The sequence below is a fragment of the Pseudanabaena sp. BC1403 genome (genome assembly GCF_002914585.1).
GTDB lineage: Bacteria > Cyanobacteriota > Cyanobacteriia > Pseudanabaenales > Pseudanabaenaceae > Pseudanabaena.
On sequence record NZ_PDDM01000001.1, the window covers coordinates 54,284 to 71,763 of the forward strand.

Annotated in this window: 13 protein-coding genes and 1 pseudogene; 10 read left to right on the forward strand and 4 right to left on the reverse strand. The window is 42.1% G+C overall.

The features are described 5' to 3' along the window. Nucleotides 1-107 precede the first annotated feature (107 nt). From CQ839_RS00265 to CQ839_RS00285, 5 genes are read left to right on the forward strand one after another with little or no spacing between them, the layout of a single operon-like run. Nucleotides 108-1,343, forward strand: a complete 1,236-nt coding sequence (locus CQ839_RS00265; RefSeq protein WP_103666287.1) for a DUF7005 family protein — start codon at nt 108-110, stop codon at nt 1,341-1,343. Further along, nucleotides 1,340-2,458 carry a cyclic nucleotide-binding protein gene (locus CQ839_RS00270; protein ID WP_103666288.1) on the forward strand — a complete coding sequence of 373 codons (1,119 nt, stop codon included), beginning with the start codon at nt 1,340-1,342 and terminating at the stop codon, nt 2,456-2,458. Before CQ839_RS00265 ends, CQ839_RS00270 begins: the two co-directional genes overlap by 4 nt. Continuing rightward, nucleotides 2,455-3,885 carry an NHLP bacteriocin system secretion protein gene (locus CQ839_RS00275; RefSeq protein ID WP_103666289.1) on the forward strand — a complete coding sequence of 477 codons (1,431 nt, stop codon included), beginning with the start codon at nt 2,455-2,457 and terminating at the stop codon, nt 3,883-3,885. The genes CQ839_RS00270 and CQ839_RS00275 overlap by 4 nt, the downstream gene beginning before the upstream one ends. Nucleotides 3,886-3,905: 20 nt before the next feature. Next, nucleotides 3,906-6,089, forward strand: a complete 2,184-nt coding sequence (locus CQ839_RS00280) for an NHLP family bacteriocin export ABC transporter peptidase/permease/ATPase subunit (protein ID WP_103666290.1) — start codon at nt 3,906-3,908, stop codon at nt 6,087-6,089. Nucleotide 6,090: 1 nt separating this feature from the next. After that, nucleotides 6,091-8,964, forward strand: coding sequence for an NHLP bacteriocin export ABC transporter permease/ATPase subunit (locus CQ839_RS00285; RefSeq protein WP_103666291.1), 2,874 nt, complete (start codon nt 6,091-6,093; stop codon nt 8,962-8,964). Between the two features lie 196 nt (nt 8,965-9,160). Here CQ839_RS00285 and CQ839_RS00290 read toward each other — a convergent pair whose 3' ends face one another. Then, a complete protein-coding gene (locus CQ839_RS00290; protein ID WP_103666292.1) occupies nt 9,161-10,090 on the reverse strand; it encodes a GAF domain-containing protein in 930 nt (309 codons plus the stop codon). A 67-nt stretch (nt 10,091-10,157) separates the two neighbouring features. Here CQ839_RS00290 and CQ839_RS25580 point away from each other — a divergent pair. After that, nucleotides 10,158-10,443, forward strand: a pseudogene (locus tag CQ839_RS25580) (transposase); the annotation flags it as partial. A 27-nt stretch (nt 10,444-10,470) separates the two neighbouring features. Here CQ839_RS25580 and CQ839_RS00300 read toward each other — a convergent pair. Then, on the reverse strand, nt 10,471-12,366 hold the full coding sequence (locus CQ839_RS00300) for a bifunctional serine/threonine-protein kinase/formylglycine-generating enzyme family protein (protein WP_103666293.1): 1,896 nt from the start codon (nt 12,364-12,366) through the stop codon (nt 10,471-10,473). An 8-nt stretch (nt 12,367-12,374) separates the two neighbouring features. Further along, nucleotides 12,375-13,172 (reverse strand): DUF2993 domain-containing protein, encoded by a 798-nt coding sequence (locus tag CQ839_RS00305; protein WP_103666294.1) that lies wholly within the window; start codon nt 13,170-13,172, stop codon nt 12,375-12,377. 283 nt (nt 13,173-13,455) lie between these two features. On the opposite strand from CQ839_RS00305, the gene CQ839_RS00310 reads away from it, so the two are divergent. Next, nucleotides 13,456-13,968, forward strand: a complete 513-nt coding sequence (locus CQ839_RS00310; protein WP_103666295.1) for a GNAT family N-acetyltransferase — start codon at nt 13,456-13,458, stop codon at nt 13,966-13,968. On the opposite strand, the gene thiD is transcribed toward CQ839_RS00310, so the two are convergent. Then, a complete protein-coding gene (thiD, locus tag CQ839_RS00315; protein ID WP_258040573.1) occupies nt 13,942-14,775 on the reverse strand; it encodes a bifunctional hydroxymethylpyrimidine kinase/phosphomethylpyrimidine kinase in 834 nt (277 codons plus the stop codon). The two genes, CQ839_RS00310 and thiD, sit on opposite strands and share 27 nt — an antisense overlap. A gap of 232 nt (nt 14,776-15,007) precedes the next feature. On the opposite strand from thiD, the gene CQ839_RS00320 reads away from it, so the two are divergent. The 3 genes from CQ839_RS00320 (at nt 15,008) to CQ839_RS00330 (ending at nt 17,320) form a co-directional block, all read left to right on the forward strand. Continuing rightward, complete coding sequence (locus tag CQ839_RS00320) at nt 15,008-15,655, forward strand: Mo-dependent nitrogenase C-terminal domain-containing protein (RefSeq protein WP_103666296.1); 648 nt, start codon at nt 15,008-15,010, stop codon at nt 15,653-15,655. Nucleotides 15,656-15,748: 93 nt separating this feature from the next. After that, nucleotides 15,749-16,363, forward strand: a complete 615-nt coding sequence (locus CQ839_RS00325; RefSeq protein WP_103666297.1) for a DUF3611 family protein — start codon at nt 15,749-15,751, stop codon at nt 16,361-16,363. Nucleotides 16,364-16,558: 195 nt separating this feature from the next. Continuing rightward, on the forward strand, nt 16,559-17,320 hold the full coding sequence (locus CQ839_RS00330; RefSeq protein WP_103666298.1) for a DUF1350 family protein: 762 nt from the start codon (nt 16,559-16,561) through the stop codon (nt 17,318-17,320). Nucleotides 17,321-17,480 lie beyond the last annotated feature (160 nt).

The following is a 17,480-nucleotide window of genomic DNA, read 5'->3' on the forward strand; positions in this document are numbered from 1 at the left end:
TATTAAATGGCAATATTAAATTATCATTGCGGTAAATGTAAATCAGTTATTTTTTTGTAAAAACTTTGCTAGCATAATCGGCTAGGAATGCGATTTGAGGAGACTGTTTGGAAACACAACTTTTTCGCTTAGCAATCTTAAAAAATTTTGGCGCGACAGAGTCCAATCTACAAGAACTGCTCGATTATAGTCAGAGTACGTTTCAACACGAAAGCCTCGTTGAGGCAATCCACGCAGCTAAAGTGCCTGAAGCCTATATCGAGACTTGGCAACAGTATTGCGATCTTGCCTCGATCGCAGGTGCATTCCCAGTGTTAGCGCAAAAGCTTGTTCAGTTGCAATTCCCAATCAAGCAGGGGATAAGCCAAGTCGAGAACTATCATTCGGCTACAAAACGTGGGGTGATCACAGAGGATATGCCAGAAGCCACAGGGCTAAATTTGAGACAGCCTGATCAAGTCCAATTGTTTTTGCATGAGAGTTTAGTGGGACTAATTCCCGTAATTTTGGTAGGCGATCGCCAAGATTTTGTGACCTTAATTCAAGCACTTACCAAAAAAAATGAACCCTCACCTGTGCCTGACTCCATGGGCGCTTGCATTGTGGGAGGATATAACAACTGGGATCGGATTAATGATCATCGATCTAAATGGAGTAATCAATGGCTTAATCAACAATCTTCCCCACCTAGTGAATCCGACTGGCAGACAGAATTTAAAAAAATTATTCCCCAGAAATCTCTATATCAAGATCGATTCATCATATTAAGTAAGGGATTTTATAGCAATGTACCCTCCTCAGATTTGGGGCTAACAGAGACAGAATGGCTTAATTTATCTCACCTGATTCGTTTAGAACATGAATGTACTCACTACTGTACAAGAAGGCTTCTTAATTCTATGCGAAATAATTTGGTTGATGAATTGATAGCTGACTATCGAGGCATAGTAGCAGCTACAGGGACTTTCCATGCCCAATGGTTTCTGACTTTTATGGGGCTAGAAAAATTTCCCATTTATCGTGAAGGAGCTAGATTAGAAAATTATCGCGGAACTCCTCCATTATCTGATTCGGCTTACCAAATTGTCCAGAAGTTAATCAAAACTGCCGCAGAGAATCTGGAAAAGTTTGCCCGACTAACTTCTGACAAGCTAGACTATGAAGATCTCCAAGGATTACAGCAAAATGATCAACAACTTTTATTGCTAATTGCGCTTACCTACCTTACCTTAGAGGAGTTAGCCTCACCCAATGCAATTGAGCTTTTATACCAGTCAATTCAACAATTTACACCTATTCTCACTGGAACAGAGAGTCATATTTCTGGAGAAAATCTTTTATGACTGAATTTTTATTGAAGGAACTCACCAATAGTGACATTGACTGGATGATTTCCGCTGGTCAGCAACTAGACATAGAGTCTGATACGCAATTGATTAAGCAGGGTCAGGTTAATACTAACTTTTTTGTTTTATTGGAGGGAGGGGGAATCACCACGATCGCCAGTGAAGGTGGAAATATTATGGGCAGAGCCTTTGCAGCCCTAGAAAATGTTAACTCAGTTGACCAAAAGCTAGAAGAACTAGTAGATGGGGTGATATTTGGAGAATCAGCCTTTCTTGGTGTTGCCAAATCTACGGTATCGGTGAAAGCGACTGCAAAATCTAAAGTATTAAAATTATCGCATCAGGCTCTCTATGAAAGAATGGGGCAGGATATCGGGTTTGGCGCAAGGTTTTACCATGCTCTTGCCTTACATTCTGCCGAGCGTTGCCAGCGAATTATTTCTCAGTATTTGTCTCGCAAGTTAGGATTTGTACAGTCATTGATGGCGGGTGGAGCAGCTTTTGGTGAACTCAGTGATGGGGATGTGGATTGGTTGTTAAAGAATGGAAAGGTTGAAGTTATTCCTGAAGGTCAAGTATTTATCCAAGCTGGTCGTCCCGTTGAATTTTTATTTGTTTTGCTTAACTCTGTTTGTGCTATTTCCGCCTTTGACAAGCCCCGTAAGATGTCGCGTATTTTTGCTTCTCTAGAATCAGGTAGTCAAGGTGATGATGCGATCGGGGCAGAAATTATTCATCTAACGACAGGAGAGATAACTGGTGAAACAGCCTTTGTGAATCTCAATCCAATTTCTGCGGTTGCCATCAGAACCTTACAAGAATCTGTCTTCTTGGCTATTCCCTGTGCGGCTTTACAATTAGAGTTACAAAAAAACCTAGGCTTTGCCTCTCGCTTTTATCGGATGTTGAGCATTTTACTTACCTCCAGAACTGAGGCTCTGATTGAGCGTATGGGCTACGGTAAACGTCGGTCATACGATCGCAATCAGTCATTACAAGCTAATGTCTTATATGAAGATGAACTAGACGATAGCAGTTTAGATAATTTAACGCTGGCAGGTGCGAGATTTGATTGGATGTTAAAACGACTTTCCCTAAGAGGTAATGTATGAGCAGACTATTTCGACAAGAATCATTAGAGCGTCTTTCCTCGCCTGAACGCTTAGATCAGTTGATGTATGTTGCCGATGCTAAATCTTGGATTCCCCTATCAGCTTTGGGTGGACTTACTTTAGTTGCCCTAGTTTGGAGCATTTTCGGGAAAATTCCAGTTACAGTTTCTGGTCAGGGGATTATTGTATTCCCCAGAAGAGTGGTATCCCTGCAAAGTGTAGGAGCTGGTCAAATTTCGTCAATTAATATCAAGGTTGGCGACGTGGTGGAAAAAGGTCAAATAGTTGCAACTTTATCTCAGCCAGATTTAATCAAGCAATTGCAAATCGAAAAGCAACAGCTTAGAGAATTGGAGGGACAAGATCAAAGCTCAACCCAATTACAAAATCGTCAGTCTGACTTGCAGGTCGAATCGATCCAACAGCAAAGAAACTCGCTCAGGAAAAATATTTCTGAAGTTAATGCACTGATCCCGACATTAAGAGAAAAAGGAGTAATTGCAATTCGCCTTCAGCGTCAAGCATTAGGAGAAAGACTGATCCAATTAAATAACTTATCTCCTGCACTAGAAGATCGCTTGAAGACTCGCCAAAATTTATTAGATCGAGGAATTATAACGGGAGATCAGGCTTTACAGGCGAGACAAGAGTACTTGCAAAATCTTTCTACTATTGCTGATTTAAAAGCGCAGCTTAAGCAATTAGATTCACAGGAAGCTGATGCCGAAAGACAATACCTCCAGAACCTTAATTCTATTGATGATTTTGAGTCAAAATTAAAAGACTTAGATAGTCAAGAAGCTCGATTAAGGCAGCAAGTCCAAGATGGTTCCTTTGGGCGTTCCAACCAGATTCAGCAGGTCAGAAGTCGAATCGCGCGTCTAGATCAGCAGATTAAGGATAACTCTAATGTCAAGAGTGAATATGAGGGAAGTGTTTTAGAAATGACCGCGACATCTGGACAAATCGTCAATTCGGGGAGTCGCTTGGCTTCTATTGGTTTGCCTGACCAGAGCAAGAGACTAATCACTGTAGCCTATTTCCCTGATCAGAGTGGAAGGCAAGTTTTAGTAGGTATGCAGGTACAAATCACCCCCGCCCAAGTCAAAAGAGAGCAATTTGGAGGCATGTTAGGGAAAGTCAAGATGGTATCTCCTTATATACCAACTACTCAAGGAGTAACCACTTTAATTGGTAGTGAAGAAGCGACTAGGGTTTTACTTCCCAATGGATCTCCCCAAGTTGAAGTTTTTATTGAGTTGGAAGAAGATGCTAGCAATCGCAGTGGCTATAAATGGTCATCGTCTAAAGGGCCGAATATTAGTTTGGATTCTGGTACGCTTTCTACTGTCCAAATCCTAGTAGAAGAAAGAGCGCCCATAACCTATATTTTGCCTTTTCTCCGCTCCACTACAGGTATTTATTAGCTTGAATCTAGTTTAAATCTATGAAGTTACCATTTGTAAACAATGCGATCGCTAAAACTCCTACACTTCTGCAAATGGAGGCTGTAGAATGTGGAGCTGCCGCCTTAGCGATTATCATGGCCTATTACAAACTTTTTGTTCCCCTGCCGGAACTCAGGCGAGAATGTGGAGTATCAAGAGATGGTAGTAAAGCTTCTAATGTGCTTAAGGCTGCTCGCAATTACAACATGGTGGCGAAAGGATTTAGCAAAAGCCTGAAAGATTTAAAAGAACTAAAACCCCCATATATCGTATTTTGGCACTTCAATCATTTTCTGGTCGTAGAGGGATTTACTAAAAATCGTGTTTTTCTGAGTGATCCAGCTTCAGGACGACGCACTGTCTCTGAAACTGAATTTGATGAAGGATTTACGGGTGTAGTTCTGATCATTGAGCCGGGAGAAGGCTTTAAGAAGGGCGGTAGATCTCCTAATATTTTAGTGGGATTAATTGAACTATTGCGAAGTTCAAAGGGAGCAATCATTTTAGCAATCACCGCAGGACTACTCCTTACCATGCCACGACTCTGTGTTCCCGCATTTTCTCAAGTTTTTGTTGATGAAATTCTTGTGCAAGGTCGGGAAAACTGGCTACGCCCTTTGGTGCTTGGGATGTTGGGTACTGCAATTTTGCAAGGTTTTCTAGCAAAGCTGCGTTTGAGTTACTTGCGCCGACTGATGCTAAAACTGACCGCAAGTATGTCGGGGGGATTCCTATGGCATACTTTGCGCCTGCCTATCGGATTTTATGCCCAAAGATATGCAGGAGAAATCAGTAATCGCTCCCAGCTTAACGACAAGGTAGCCAACATTTTATCTGGTCCATTAGCGACAACGGTAATTGATGTAATCATGATGTTCTTTTACTTCATCATCATGTTCCAATATGACTGGGTACTAACATTAATTGCGATTAGCTTTGCCAGTATCAATTTTGCGGCTTTGTCTTTGCTATCGACTAGTCGTGTAGATGCTAATACTAAACTAGCCCAAGAGTTTGGTAAGGTTGCTGGTGTAGCGATCGGCGGTATCCAAACAATTGAGACAGTCAAAGCGTCGGGCTTAGAAGGAGACTTGTTTTCCAAGTTTGGAGGTTACTATGCAAAAGCCTTAAATGCTCAGCAGGAACTTGGATTACAAACCCAATTGCTTAGTTCCTTACCATCGTTGTTAACCGCATTAACTTCGGCAGCGATCTTAGTAGTGGGCGGGTTCAGGGTGATGGATGGAAATTTGAGTATTGGGATGTTGATTGCTTATCAAGCCTTGACTTCTAGCTTTTTAGAGCCTGTAAATTCGCTCGTAAATTTTGGCAGTACTCTCCAGACCCTTGTTGCCGATATAAATCGCATTAATGATGTGTTAGAAAATCCAATCGATCCCGAAACTGATCGCCAATCTGTGATGACACTTTCTTCCATAGACCAGTATAACTTCCGATTACAAGGTTTCGTTGAGCTAAGAAACGTCTCCTTTGGCTATAACCGCCTTGATACGCCTTTGATTAGTAATTTTAGTTTGCGAATTGCTCCTGGGCAAAGGGTTGCTTTAGTGGGAGGTAGTGGTTCGGGTAAGTCTACCATTGCCAAGTTAGTATGTGGGTTATATGCCCCTTGGGAGGGAGAAATCTTGTTTGATGGTAAATCTCGTCAAGAGTGGTCTAGGAATGTACTATCTAGTTCCTTAGCAATGGTAGAGCAGGATATCTTTTTATTTGGTGGCTCGATCAAAGAAAATCTTACCCTCTGGGATAATACTGTCAGTGATCAGGAAGTGATCCGAGCCTGTGAAGATTCAGCTATTCATGAATTAATTCTATCAATGCCCAATGGTTATGGAGCCGAATTAATTGAAGGAGGGATGAATATTAGTGGAGGACAGCGTCAACGTCTCGAAATTGCGCGATCTTTAGTCCGCAACCCCAGTATCTTGGTACTTGATGAGGCAACTAGTGCCCTAGATGCCGAAACAGAGGTAACTATTGATCGCAATCTGCGAAGGCGTGGTTGCTCCTGTATTGTTGTCGCCCATAGACTTAGTACCATTAGGGATTGCGATGAAATCATTGTCTTAGAACGTGGTAAGGTCGTCCAAAGAGGCACTCATGAGTCCTTACGAGAGCAGGAAGGCGCATATGCTCGCCTAATTCATACGGAGGAAGGATAACATGAGTATCTCAACCTCACAAATAGTAAAAGGAAATATTCCCTTTGTTCTCAATGATCCTGATCGGGTGTGGGAAATTCGCACGGGAGCGTTAGCAATCTTTTTTCGTAAGATTCACGAGAATGAAACCCAAGGTGTACGACGTTATTTATTTACAGTGGAAGATGGAGAAGTTTTATTTGGGATTGATCGCTTGATTGGTTGGGAGTTAGTCGCAGTAGCTTTGTCGGAAACTGAGCTTTTTGATATTCCCATTGCTGATTTTTCTGGCCAGATGAGCCAGCCCGATCGGCAACGTCAATTAAATCTTTGGATATATCACTGGAGTAAACATCTCAATCCTCAGATTCCCATCGATCCTGTCTTGGTGGATAGCACTCAATATCTGTCTTTAAGCTCTAATCAAACTTTACTGTCTTCCAAAAAACAAATTTTATGGATCACGATCCGACAAGGAAATGGGATTTGGCTTGATCTAGAAGAGCAAAGGTTAGAGACATCACAAACGCTTCCAATCGGTTTTGGCTTATGGATCAAAGCAGCAACTGATTTAGAAGTTTTTGCACAATTGACAGAGGAAAGAGAAAATTGGACAGATCTCCCGATAGAATTGACGCAGTTCCATCAGAATGCTGGTGTCAACGTTCTGGTATTGGAAGCTCAAGAATTAGAGACAAATTATCATCGATTTGAAGCGAGGAATCAACAAAATAGAGACTTGTTGAATGTCGCTTTGAAGGATCTTGTTTCGGTTCTACACAAACCTGAAGAACGGATTCCTGTGGATGTTAATGGGGATGCCTTGTTAGCTGCGACTGGTGCTGTGGGACGAATGGCGGGAATTGTCATCCGTCCGCCCAGTCAGTCTGAGGATATCAAACGGATCAAAGATCCGCTATCGGCGATCGCTAGAGCTTCGCAGATGCGAATTCGCCAAGTATTACTTGAATCTGGATGGTGGAAACGAGAATCTGGTCCATTGCTTGCCTATTCTCAAGAAGATAATTCGCCTGTGGCGCTGTTGCCAAAGGGGCAGAGCTATATCCTTTTTGATCCCAAAAAAAATACCAAACAAACGATCAATCAGGAAATTGCTGAGACAATCTCCCCCCTTGCCTTTACGTTTTATCGTCCATTGCCACTAATAATTCACAATGCAGTTGATCTATTTTTGTTTGGGCTTAAAGGGTACGAGCTTTCTGCAATTGGGATTGTCGTATTTGGACTAACCGTAACGCTTTTGGGCATGATTGTTCCCCAAGCAACGGCAATTTTGGTTAATGATGCTATTCCCAACAGCGATCGCTCCTTACTTAGTCAACTCGGTTTAGCTCTTTTTGCTGCCGCCTTTGGTCAGTCAGCGTTTCAAGTATCGCAAGGCATTTTAACTAATCGAGTTGAGAGTGCGGCGGATAGTGTTTTGCAGCCTGGAATTTGGGATCGCCTCCTGCGGTTAAGCCCTGCTTTTTTCCGTAACTATTCCTCTGGGGATCTTTTATCCAGAGTTCTTACAATTAGCCAAATTCGATCGCAAATTAGTGGAGCCACCTTACGAACGCTTCTTAGCAGTATTTTTGCCGTACTAAATTTAGCTTTAATGTTTGTATATAGTTGGCAACTATCGATCGTAATTATTGTGATTGCGTTGGTCATATTTTTGATCACCTTTATTTCTAGTCGGAAAATCGTTGCCAAAAACCGCAAGCAGGAAGAACTAGGCGGAATTTTGAGTGGTTTTACGATTCAATTGATTAATGGCGTGGCAAAACTGAGGGTCGCTATGGCAGAAGAACGAGCCTTTGCTGCATGGGCAAAACAACAAAGTAAAATCCTCAAGTTGCGATCAGGCGCTCAACGTATAAATAATAGTGTGGCGGTCGTTTCGGAAACGATTCCCCTGATCACTTCCATCCTGTTGTTTTGGTTTGCGATTTTATTTATGCAAATGTCTCGACAGTCGCAGAATCCTGTTGGTTTGAATGCTGGCTCCTATCTTGCCTTTGCCTCTGCCCAAGGGCTGTTTATGCGCGGTATCACTGATTTAAGCACTACAGCTACAGAGATTCTAGAAATCATCCCTCTCTGGGAACGTGCCCGTCCTATTTTAGAAGCACCTCAGGAGTCTGATCCTAGCAAAGCTGATCCCACAAGACTTAATGGGCATATTTTGTTAGATCACATTACCTTTCGTTATCGTGAGGATGGACCTCTAATTTTGGATGATGTGACGATCGAGGCTCAACCAGGAGAATTTATTGCGATCGTTGGTCCTTCGGGAAGTGGTAAGTCTACTTTGTTTAGATTGCTACTAGGTTTTGAGAACCCTTCTGCTGGCACAGTTTTTTATGATGGTCAAGACTTATCAGGGCTTAACCTTCAGGCGGTTCGCCGCCAGTTTGGGGTGGTGTTACAAAATGGGCGGATCAATGCGGGTTCAATTTTTGAGAATATCACCGCAGGAGCTTTAGCCACTCTAGAAGAAGCTTGGGAAGGGGCGCGTATGGCTGGATTTTCTCAAGATGTAGAACAGATGCCGATGGGAATGCACACGGTGATCAGTGAAGGAGGAACCAATCTTTCGGGAGGACAACGCCAACGCCTACTCATTGCTAGAGCCTTAGTGCTGAAGCCCAAGATTATTCTCATGGATGAAGCAACGAGCGCCCTTGATAATCGGACTCAAGCGATCGTTACTGCCAGTTTAGATCGCTTAAATGCCACTAGAGTCGTGATTGCCCATAGACTAAGCACGATTATCAATGCCGATCGCATCTTTGTGGTGGATGCGGGGCGCGTGGTGCAGACTGGCAATTTTCAGCAGCTGATCAAAGAAGATGGTTTGTTTGCGCGTCTTGCGGCAAGGCAATTGGAATAATCGTTACTCTTCAAACAGATCGGGCAACCATAGAGCCAGCAAAATCAACAAACAAGCCACCACTAACCCAACCGTAAGATTAAAAGTATCACTACCCATGCTCGTAATATATTTTATGATTCACTAATATTACTGCTAGTTGTTCCATTCAGATGAAATGACGTGATCAAGATTTTTTACAACTTTCTGCATCGCGTCATATCTTCATTCTTCTTTGCTTTAAGCGTTCAGTTCTTTTTTGTAAATTGCTAAACATTTCAGATTCAGTAATTTCTGCAACTTGACGCTGTCGTTTAATCTCATCAATCTCAATGCGAAGTTCTTCAACTTTCCTAGCGAGATTCTCTTCATTGGCTCGAATTTCTCGAATTTGTTGTGCATGAATAAGTGCTTTTTCAATTACTGGAGTAATGTGAGTAGCTAAAATACTTAAAACTTTCAAATTGGGAGCCGTATAAAACTCAGGTTCTTTATGAGTTATTACAATTGCCCCTAAGACTGTACTATTGGTTTTGAATGGCGCACAAAGCAAAGACTGTGCATCAGCACTACGATACTTTACTCTTAGATCAGTTAGTGTATTATTTACAAGTTCAGGCTTCCCTGTACAACAGACTTGCCCAACAATTCCTTCATTTTCCAAAAATACAAAGGGTTCTAATGGGCATGCCTCTTTAGATCTGAATGCTACCGTATCATACTGACAAATATTAGGATCTAATCGTAAAACAACTAGCCCACTGGTTGCTCCAATGACTCGAAAAACTTCATCTAAAGATAGGATACTTAATTCTTCTAGACTAAGATCCCCCGCCATTTTCTCAGTGATGCGAAGTAGAAGATTAGTTTCACGGTAAAGTTGCAAGATTTCTTTAGCCAAACCACGATTTTGCTCTTCTCGGTTCAAAACTTTTGAGAGATAGAGTGCTAGGTTCTCTGCATTAATTCCAAATACCCACGCAATAATCGTCTCCCCAGAGAGAACTGGGTGTTTGTCTTCACCAATGAGAGAATCGTTTCCACAAATTAGTTTCCCTTCTAAATCACATATCCCAAAAGGATAGGTGTCTAAATACATATCTAAAAATGGTGATATTTCTTTCTTAAGTAATTTTGATAATGACATGGTGATGCTACATAAAAAGGAGAGAGAAAGAAAAATTAGGTATTAATCAAGAGAAGAAAATCCAGAAATGAAACAGCAATATCAGGTTCTCAACTGGACAGAGTATAACGCAGGGTTGAAACAAAGAGTAAGCTTGACCTTTTGGGTTAGCGAAGAAGTAATTCAAGGATAGTTAAATTAAACTTTAAGTGAAAAAAGGGGAGCATCCAAAGATTATAGCAATCGCGACATTTATCACCGTAAAAGCAGTATATCAGCAAGTAGGAAGGCAAACGTAAGGACTGTTAGGGTCACTATTTGCCATGACGGGGATAGATTTACCAGTCCTAGACCACAACACCGTATCAAGACGAACAGCAAGTGAGACTGTCAAGTAATTCTTAAACGGTTTCTAAAGTAACTGCGATGCGAAACCCTGTGCTGCGATCGCCTTGACTTGTAGCATTTCTAGAACGCTTAGCCGAGCGGCAATAATGAGCAGGATCGCGCCAAGAGCCACCGCGTATTACTCGACAACTGCGATCTCCGCCTTGAGTCCATGCTCTGCCATTCTTGGGCAACAGGTCATAATCGTCATGCCAATTATCTGCACACCATTCCCACACATTGCCATGCATATCATGCAAACCAAAAGCATTGGCAGGGTATGTCCCTACTTCGGTTGTTGAGGAATTGCTGTTACCTTTTGGTGCATATTTATAAGGAATTGCACCATTGTAATTAGCTAAATTTGCGGCGATCGTCTCCCCAAAGCCAAAAGCTGTTAGCGTTCCTGCACGACAGGCATATTCCCATTCCGATTCACTGGGTAAGCGATAGGGTCTGCCAGTATAATCTGATAGTTTCTGACAAAAGTCCTGTGTGTCATCCCAAGACACAGTTTCTACAGGGCGATCGCTATTGCCTATAAAAATTGCAGGATTATTATCCATCAAGATTTTCCATTGCCTCTGTGTGATTGGGAATCGAGACATAAAGAATGGGGGAATGTTCACGATATGGCGTGGACTTTCTTCCTCGCTATGTTCTAATTCATTGATCGGCGATCCAATCTGAAATCTTCCTGCGGGGATAAATACCATCTCCAGCCCAATCGGCTTACCTTGGACATTACCGAGATTCTCGATATAGATTTTCCCTGTTTTTTGTCGCGTGCTAATTTGCAACTGATTATTGGTTAATTTGCCGATCGCGTTCCGATTAACTGTAACTATGGCAGTTTCAAAGGAAAATTGCGATAACTGCGGTGCGATCGCGTGATTTGGTTGAGATTTGGATGGAGCGATTGGTGTAATCTGTGTTTTCGCACCTGCTTTCAAGTAAGTTGATCGTTGAAATGTTGGTCTATGAGATTGCGAGGATGATGAAGTTAAATTTTTTAGATCATTTAATACTGCCTTAGCTGTCTGATAACGTTGACTGGGAGCTGAGACAATCATGCGATCTAGAACCTGACCAAGGACAGGACTAATGGACGTATTTTCTAAAAAATCACGCCATATCCAAGTTCCATCCATATCCATTAACTCAAATGGTGAGGCATTAGTGAGCAGATGAATACAGGTCACACCCAAACTATAGAGGTCACTAGCAAATATTGCTTTCCCGCGCACCTGTTCTGGTGCAACATACACCGCGCTACCAATATGGGTTCCTGTCTCCATCATTGCGGTAGCCGTCACAAATTTCGCCGCTCCAAAATCAACTAACACATGATTTCCAGTCGTCATTGAGCCAGCTAAATCTCCAGCGGTACTAGGTGATCGCCTACGGATAATATTTTCGGGCTTGATATCCCGATGGATCACATTGCGATCATGAATAAATTGCAGAACTGGTAATAAATCTATCAACAACATCCGAATTTTGGCTTCACTAAAGGCTCCCTGTTCACGGAGTTCCTTTAACAGATCCTGTCCATCCACAAATTCTTGAATCAAATATTGGCAACCATCATGTTCCAAATGGGCGAATAATGTCGGTATTTGCGGATGTTTGCCCAAGTCATCAAGACGTACAGCTTCCTGCTGAAATAATTCGGCCGCCTTCACTGCGCTACTAAGATCAGCAGGAAAGAACTGCTTAATCACACAATAAGGTCGAGAAGGAAGAGCTTCATCGACACCAATAAAAGCTCTGCCAAAGCCACCTTGACCCAGAATTTTCAACGCCCGATAGCGATCGCCTATCTTTAGTTTTGAGCCACATTGACTACAAAAAACAAGTCTGGGATCTGAATTTAGAAAATTGCAGTTAGGGTTGAGGCATTGACTCATAGTTGTAGCTATTGTTCTGGAATAGAGTCCATCTTGGCAAAGCCAATCACTTGCATTTTTCCTTCCGTAAGTTCTAGTTTGATGACTCGTGCTGTGATACCTTTGCTTTCTAATTGCCGCAAATCTAAGACCTTATTCAATCCTTCTGTAAAAGCTCTAGCAATGCGATCGGGCACAGGAGTTCCTGCCAATTCGATTTTAGGATTGATTATTTGCAGTTTTGTGCCACCAATAGTTTTTAGCTGAGCATTCACGGAAACGTCTAGACTGGTGACTTTAGGCTTAGTTGGTGTTGGTTGCGACTTTAATGTAGCAGAGAGACGAATGTGATCGCCTTCCAAAAAAGTTACTTCTGGATTGATTAGATCGAAGATTTCGGGATTTTTATTAGTTCCTGTAATATCAATGCTGAGGTTTTTAAAGGAAGGTTGAACGTTTGGCGATCGCAAAGCCGTATTAATATCTGCGGAACGTAATACGACACGAGCAGCCGCCTGTAATGGTCTGCGCAAGACAATTTTGCCAGTTTGCAACAAGTTAGGATCGATGCTAATCGGATCGGTTTCCATATCAACCTGATCAATTCGCAAAAACTCTAAAACGTAAACTCCACGACCCGCGACACGGATCCGATCGACATTACCCAAAAGAATCTGATAGTTAGGAGCATTATCAACTCGCACTTCTAAAACATCAGCCCGAACGATTTGCCCACGCAAAAAGTCCGTCGCAATTTTGTCAATCGCAATTCCTGGTGCGCCTGCTAAACCTAAAACTGTGGTGAGTAACCCAGCAAATAATTCCATAAAAAGGAGATGAGTGACTCTGTGATCATAAACCAAAACCCAGAAATTAAAAGCGACGCATAGCGTCGCTTTTAATTTCTGGGTTTTAATAGAGAGCAAAGCGCTATATTTTTCTATAGCTATTCATAGCTATTTTTGATTAGAAAAAACCACAACAAATTTTTTAAAAGTGGTGCTAAGCAACACTTTTAAAAAATTTGTTGGTTCGGGTTTGAGCGCAACGCGCTGTAAGATGGGCGACGCAATTTTTGGGAACAACAAAGAAGTTTAGGAGTATAAGTCCATGCAAATTCGGGTGGCAGTTGAGGCTGATTTATCCGCAATTATTCAAATTTATAATGCGGCTATTCCCAGTCGTCTTGCTACAGCCGATCTTGAACCAATCTCCGTTGAGAGCCGCCGCACTTGGTTTCGATCGCATGGCGATCGCTATCCTGTCTGGGTGATCACAATCGGCGATCGCAATATTCAAAGCGATCAAAATGAGAAAATCATTGGCTGGCTAAGCTTACAAATGTTTTATGGTCGCCCCGCTTATCACAAAACCGCCGAAGTAAGTATTTATATAGATCCTGAGTGCCAAGGTAACGGAATTGGGAAAAAATTGCTTGGTTATGCGATCGCCCAATGTCCAAAGTTGAATATTACTAAATTAGTCGGGTTTGTATTTGCCCATAATGCCGCCAGTCGTCGTCTATTTGAAAGATTAGGCTTTACGGAATGGGGCTTTTTACCAGAAATCGCCGAATTAGAGGGAGTCGATCAAAGCTTAGTGATTTTTGGCAAAATTATTTAGCAATGGAAAGAAATGTCCAACTGGCCCCTGTCCTTTACCGATCGCTAAAGCATATTTCAAAGCTTCAGTCACATAGTTCTTCGCGTCCTGTACGGCTTGAAAACGTGATTTTCCTAATGCTAGATTTGCAGCGATCGCGGCTGACAGAGTGCAACCAGTCCCATGAGTATGTATCGTATCAATCACCTCAGTCTGCAATACCTCAAGGCGATCGCCATCAAACCACACATCAACTGCTTTGAGATCACCTGTCATGCCACCACCTTTCACAAGTACTGATCGCGCTCCTAGCTTATAAATTTTCTGAGCCGCAGCTTGCATATCTTCCAGCGTATGAATTTCCATCCCAGCAAGAATCTGCGCCTCATAGCGATTAGGCGTTGCGATCGCGGCAAGGGGAATTAACAGATCACCTATGGTTTTCACGGCATCATCATCAATTAACTGTGCCCCAGTCCGCGAAACCATTACAGGATCGATTACCACATTCCCAAAACCAAAAGCAACTAGCTTTTTGACAACGATTTTAATAATCTCTTGATTGAGCAACATCCCCGTTTTGATCGCCCCGACCCGCATATCGATCATCACCGCTTCAAATTGTGCTGCCACAGCCTCAGTTGACATCGCATCTACCCTTGTCACTCCCTGAGTATTTTGAGCAGTTACACAAGTAAGTACGCTTGTGCCATGCACCAGATGAAAAGCAAAAGTACGCAGGTCAGCTTGTATTCCCGCCCCACCCCCACTATCAGACCCAGCGATCGTCATCGCGATCGGTATTTGTGAACTATCAAAACTTGTCATATTCGATATCAAGCAATAATTAATAAATATTACAGCGCTTTACGTTCAACCCCGAACCCAAAAAATTGAAAGTGTTGCAAAGCAACACTTTCAATTTTTTGGGTTCGGGGGTAATTGCTCGGAAATTGCTGTAAGTATAAAACCCAGAGATTAGAGGCAGTGCTTTGCACTGCCTCTAATCTCTGGGTTTTAAATTGCTATATGATTTATTCAACCTGTAGACTGACTTGTTATGCAAAAAAATCATCCGACTTATACGCAAGAACAGATTTCAGCTTGGTTTCGAGGACTCATGAGCATTGCCCTTGCAGACAATGAGTACAGTGAGCAAGAGCGCAATCTCTTTGATCAAATTAGTCATAGTGAAGAATGGGGTGAAGAAGTAACCATCTCTAATTTTGAACCAATTAGCGCTCAAGACTTAGCTGATGCATTAGGTAGCGATCGCAAAGTAGGCGAAAACTTTTTACGGATGGCAGTGATGATGGCACTTGCCGATGGTAAATACACGGATACAGAAGATTCTATTATTCAAGAGTTTTGCAAAGCGCTAAATCAAGAAATCAAACCAATTAATGATTTGCGGCAAAAACTAGAATCATCATCGCACCATGAAGAACATCATCCAAATCTGCTGGAGCCTGTCAAAGAATGGCTCGATCATATGGATATTCATGATTCCCGCCTTGCGAATTTAATTTGTAAAGTCGTTCCTGCTCAATGTCCCTTTGAGCGCGATGTAGTTCTATTTGGCCGCAAAATCATGCATATTCCCGCTATGTGTGAGATTAATCCTCTATATGATCAACTGGTAGGATTGCGGTTTAGATCGCTAAGTTATCTTGCTGACAAAGGCGAAGATGTATCCAAATATTGTTAGTAATAAGGGCGCAAAGCGCCCTTATTACTTTTTTGGAAGAAAGCGGAAAACGCTATAGTATTTACTGGTTTTATTAGCAGCCACCATAAAAAAATGCCCAGAGAACTAAAAAACACCAAAAACGAAGAAGATAATGGTGATGTTTCGCCCAACGTATTGCGAGTTGTTTTATCTTTTAGACGCTGGGGCTGGACAGCTTTTTGGACGCAAGTAGTTTTGTGCGTAGTTTCATCGGTAGTGCTATTACAACTTTTTTTGTTTCCTAGGGCTGGAACAATTAGTCCTACAGGATTAGATACTAGCCCTGCCTCACTACCAGGACTTAGCTTTGCTTGGGTTGGTGTAGCTGTGCTAGGTGCAAGTATTTTCTGGAATTTCCGTTATACGCAAATGGCGAAAAAGCTGCGATCGCCTGATCGTCCCACTAAAAGCCAGACCGTATTTCAAATCAAAATTGGATTGATTATTAATCTGATTGGGATGTTTGTTACCTTACTAGGAGCCTTTGCGATTATTGGTGCATTAACGCTTAGGGCAGGACAAGGACAAGCAGTATTACCTGGTGCAGGTAGCTTTAACTCTGTAATTCAGCCCCTCGATTTCCAAATTATTCAAGCTAGTTTCAATATTATTTTTGCCCATTTTGTCGGCTTAGTCTGCTCACTCTTGCTGCTCAATCGTGCTACTGACAAACCAAATCGAGAATAAAAAGAAACCCGCAAAAAGCGGGTTTCTTTTTATTCTCGATTTGTAGACTAAGTATAGCCTTAGCAACTTTTATCACGACAAATCAAAACCCAAATACTGAGAGGCGGCGCTTCGCTCCGCCTCTCACTTATTTCCTAACAAGAATGGCGACAGCTATATAATAAATATAAAGAAATGTAAATAGTGGCGAAACTGATGGAGTGGAAGCAAATCGAAGAAAATTGGGTGCTGACACCACCCAAACCCAAAGGCGTAATTCACTTTTTGGGAGGTGCATTTTTTGCGGCTGCGCCCCATGTTGCCTATGGTCGTGTACTAGAGCAACTTGCTAAAAATAATTATGCGATCGTCGCTACCCCATTTCTGAATAATACTTTCGATCACCGTCAGATTGCTCGTGAAGTCAACACCTCATTTCGTAAAGTACGTAGCAAGCTCTTTCTTGATTATTTCCCAGTATTTGGTATGGGGCATAGCATGGGCTGCAAAATTCATCTATTGATCAATAGCCTCTATAAGCCTACTCGCGCTGGCAATATTTACATTGCTTACAACAACTACAGCGCCGATCGCTCGATTCCATTTTTTAAGGAGTTAGCAGGCACGATTCCCGAAATGTCATCAATGAATTTTACGCCTACACCCAAGGAAACCGAACAATTAGTCACAGCCAATTATCAAACCGCAAATAACTTATTAGTCAAATTTGTGGACGATGGCATTGATGAAATTTCGACTCTTTCCCAGCTTCTCACCCAAAAATTCCCTAAAACCGTTAGCTTGCAGACCCTCGAAGGAACTCACCTCACCTCTATGGGTATCGATATGAAATGGCAAGCGGGTTCTAGTTTCTCAGCGATCGATGCGATCGCGCAATGGATCAAGCAAGAGATGCACAGAAACAACCAGAGCTTAGAACTGGTCTTGCTGGCATGGCTGGCTAAGCAAATTCCCTAAAAAAGAGATAACGCAAAGAGCCACCTCTTTTTTACAAATGCAGACCTTGGCTCTGCATTTATTTTTTATAATCACTACAGCAATGAGTAAAAATACTCTAATGAAATCAACGGTCAACTTAACAACAAAGACAAATCAAATCGATTGATTCTATATTTAT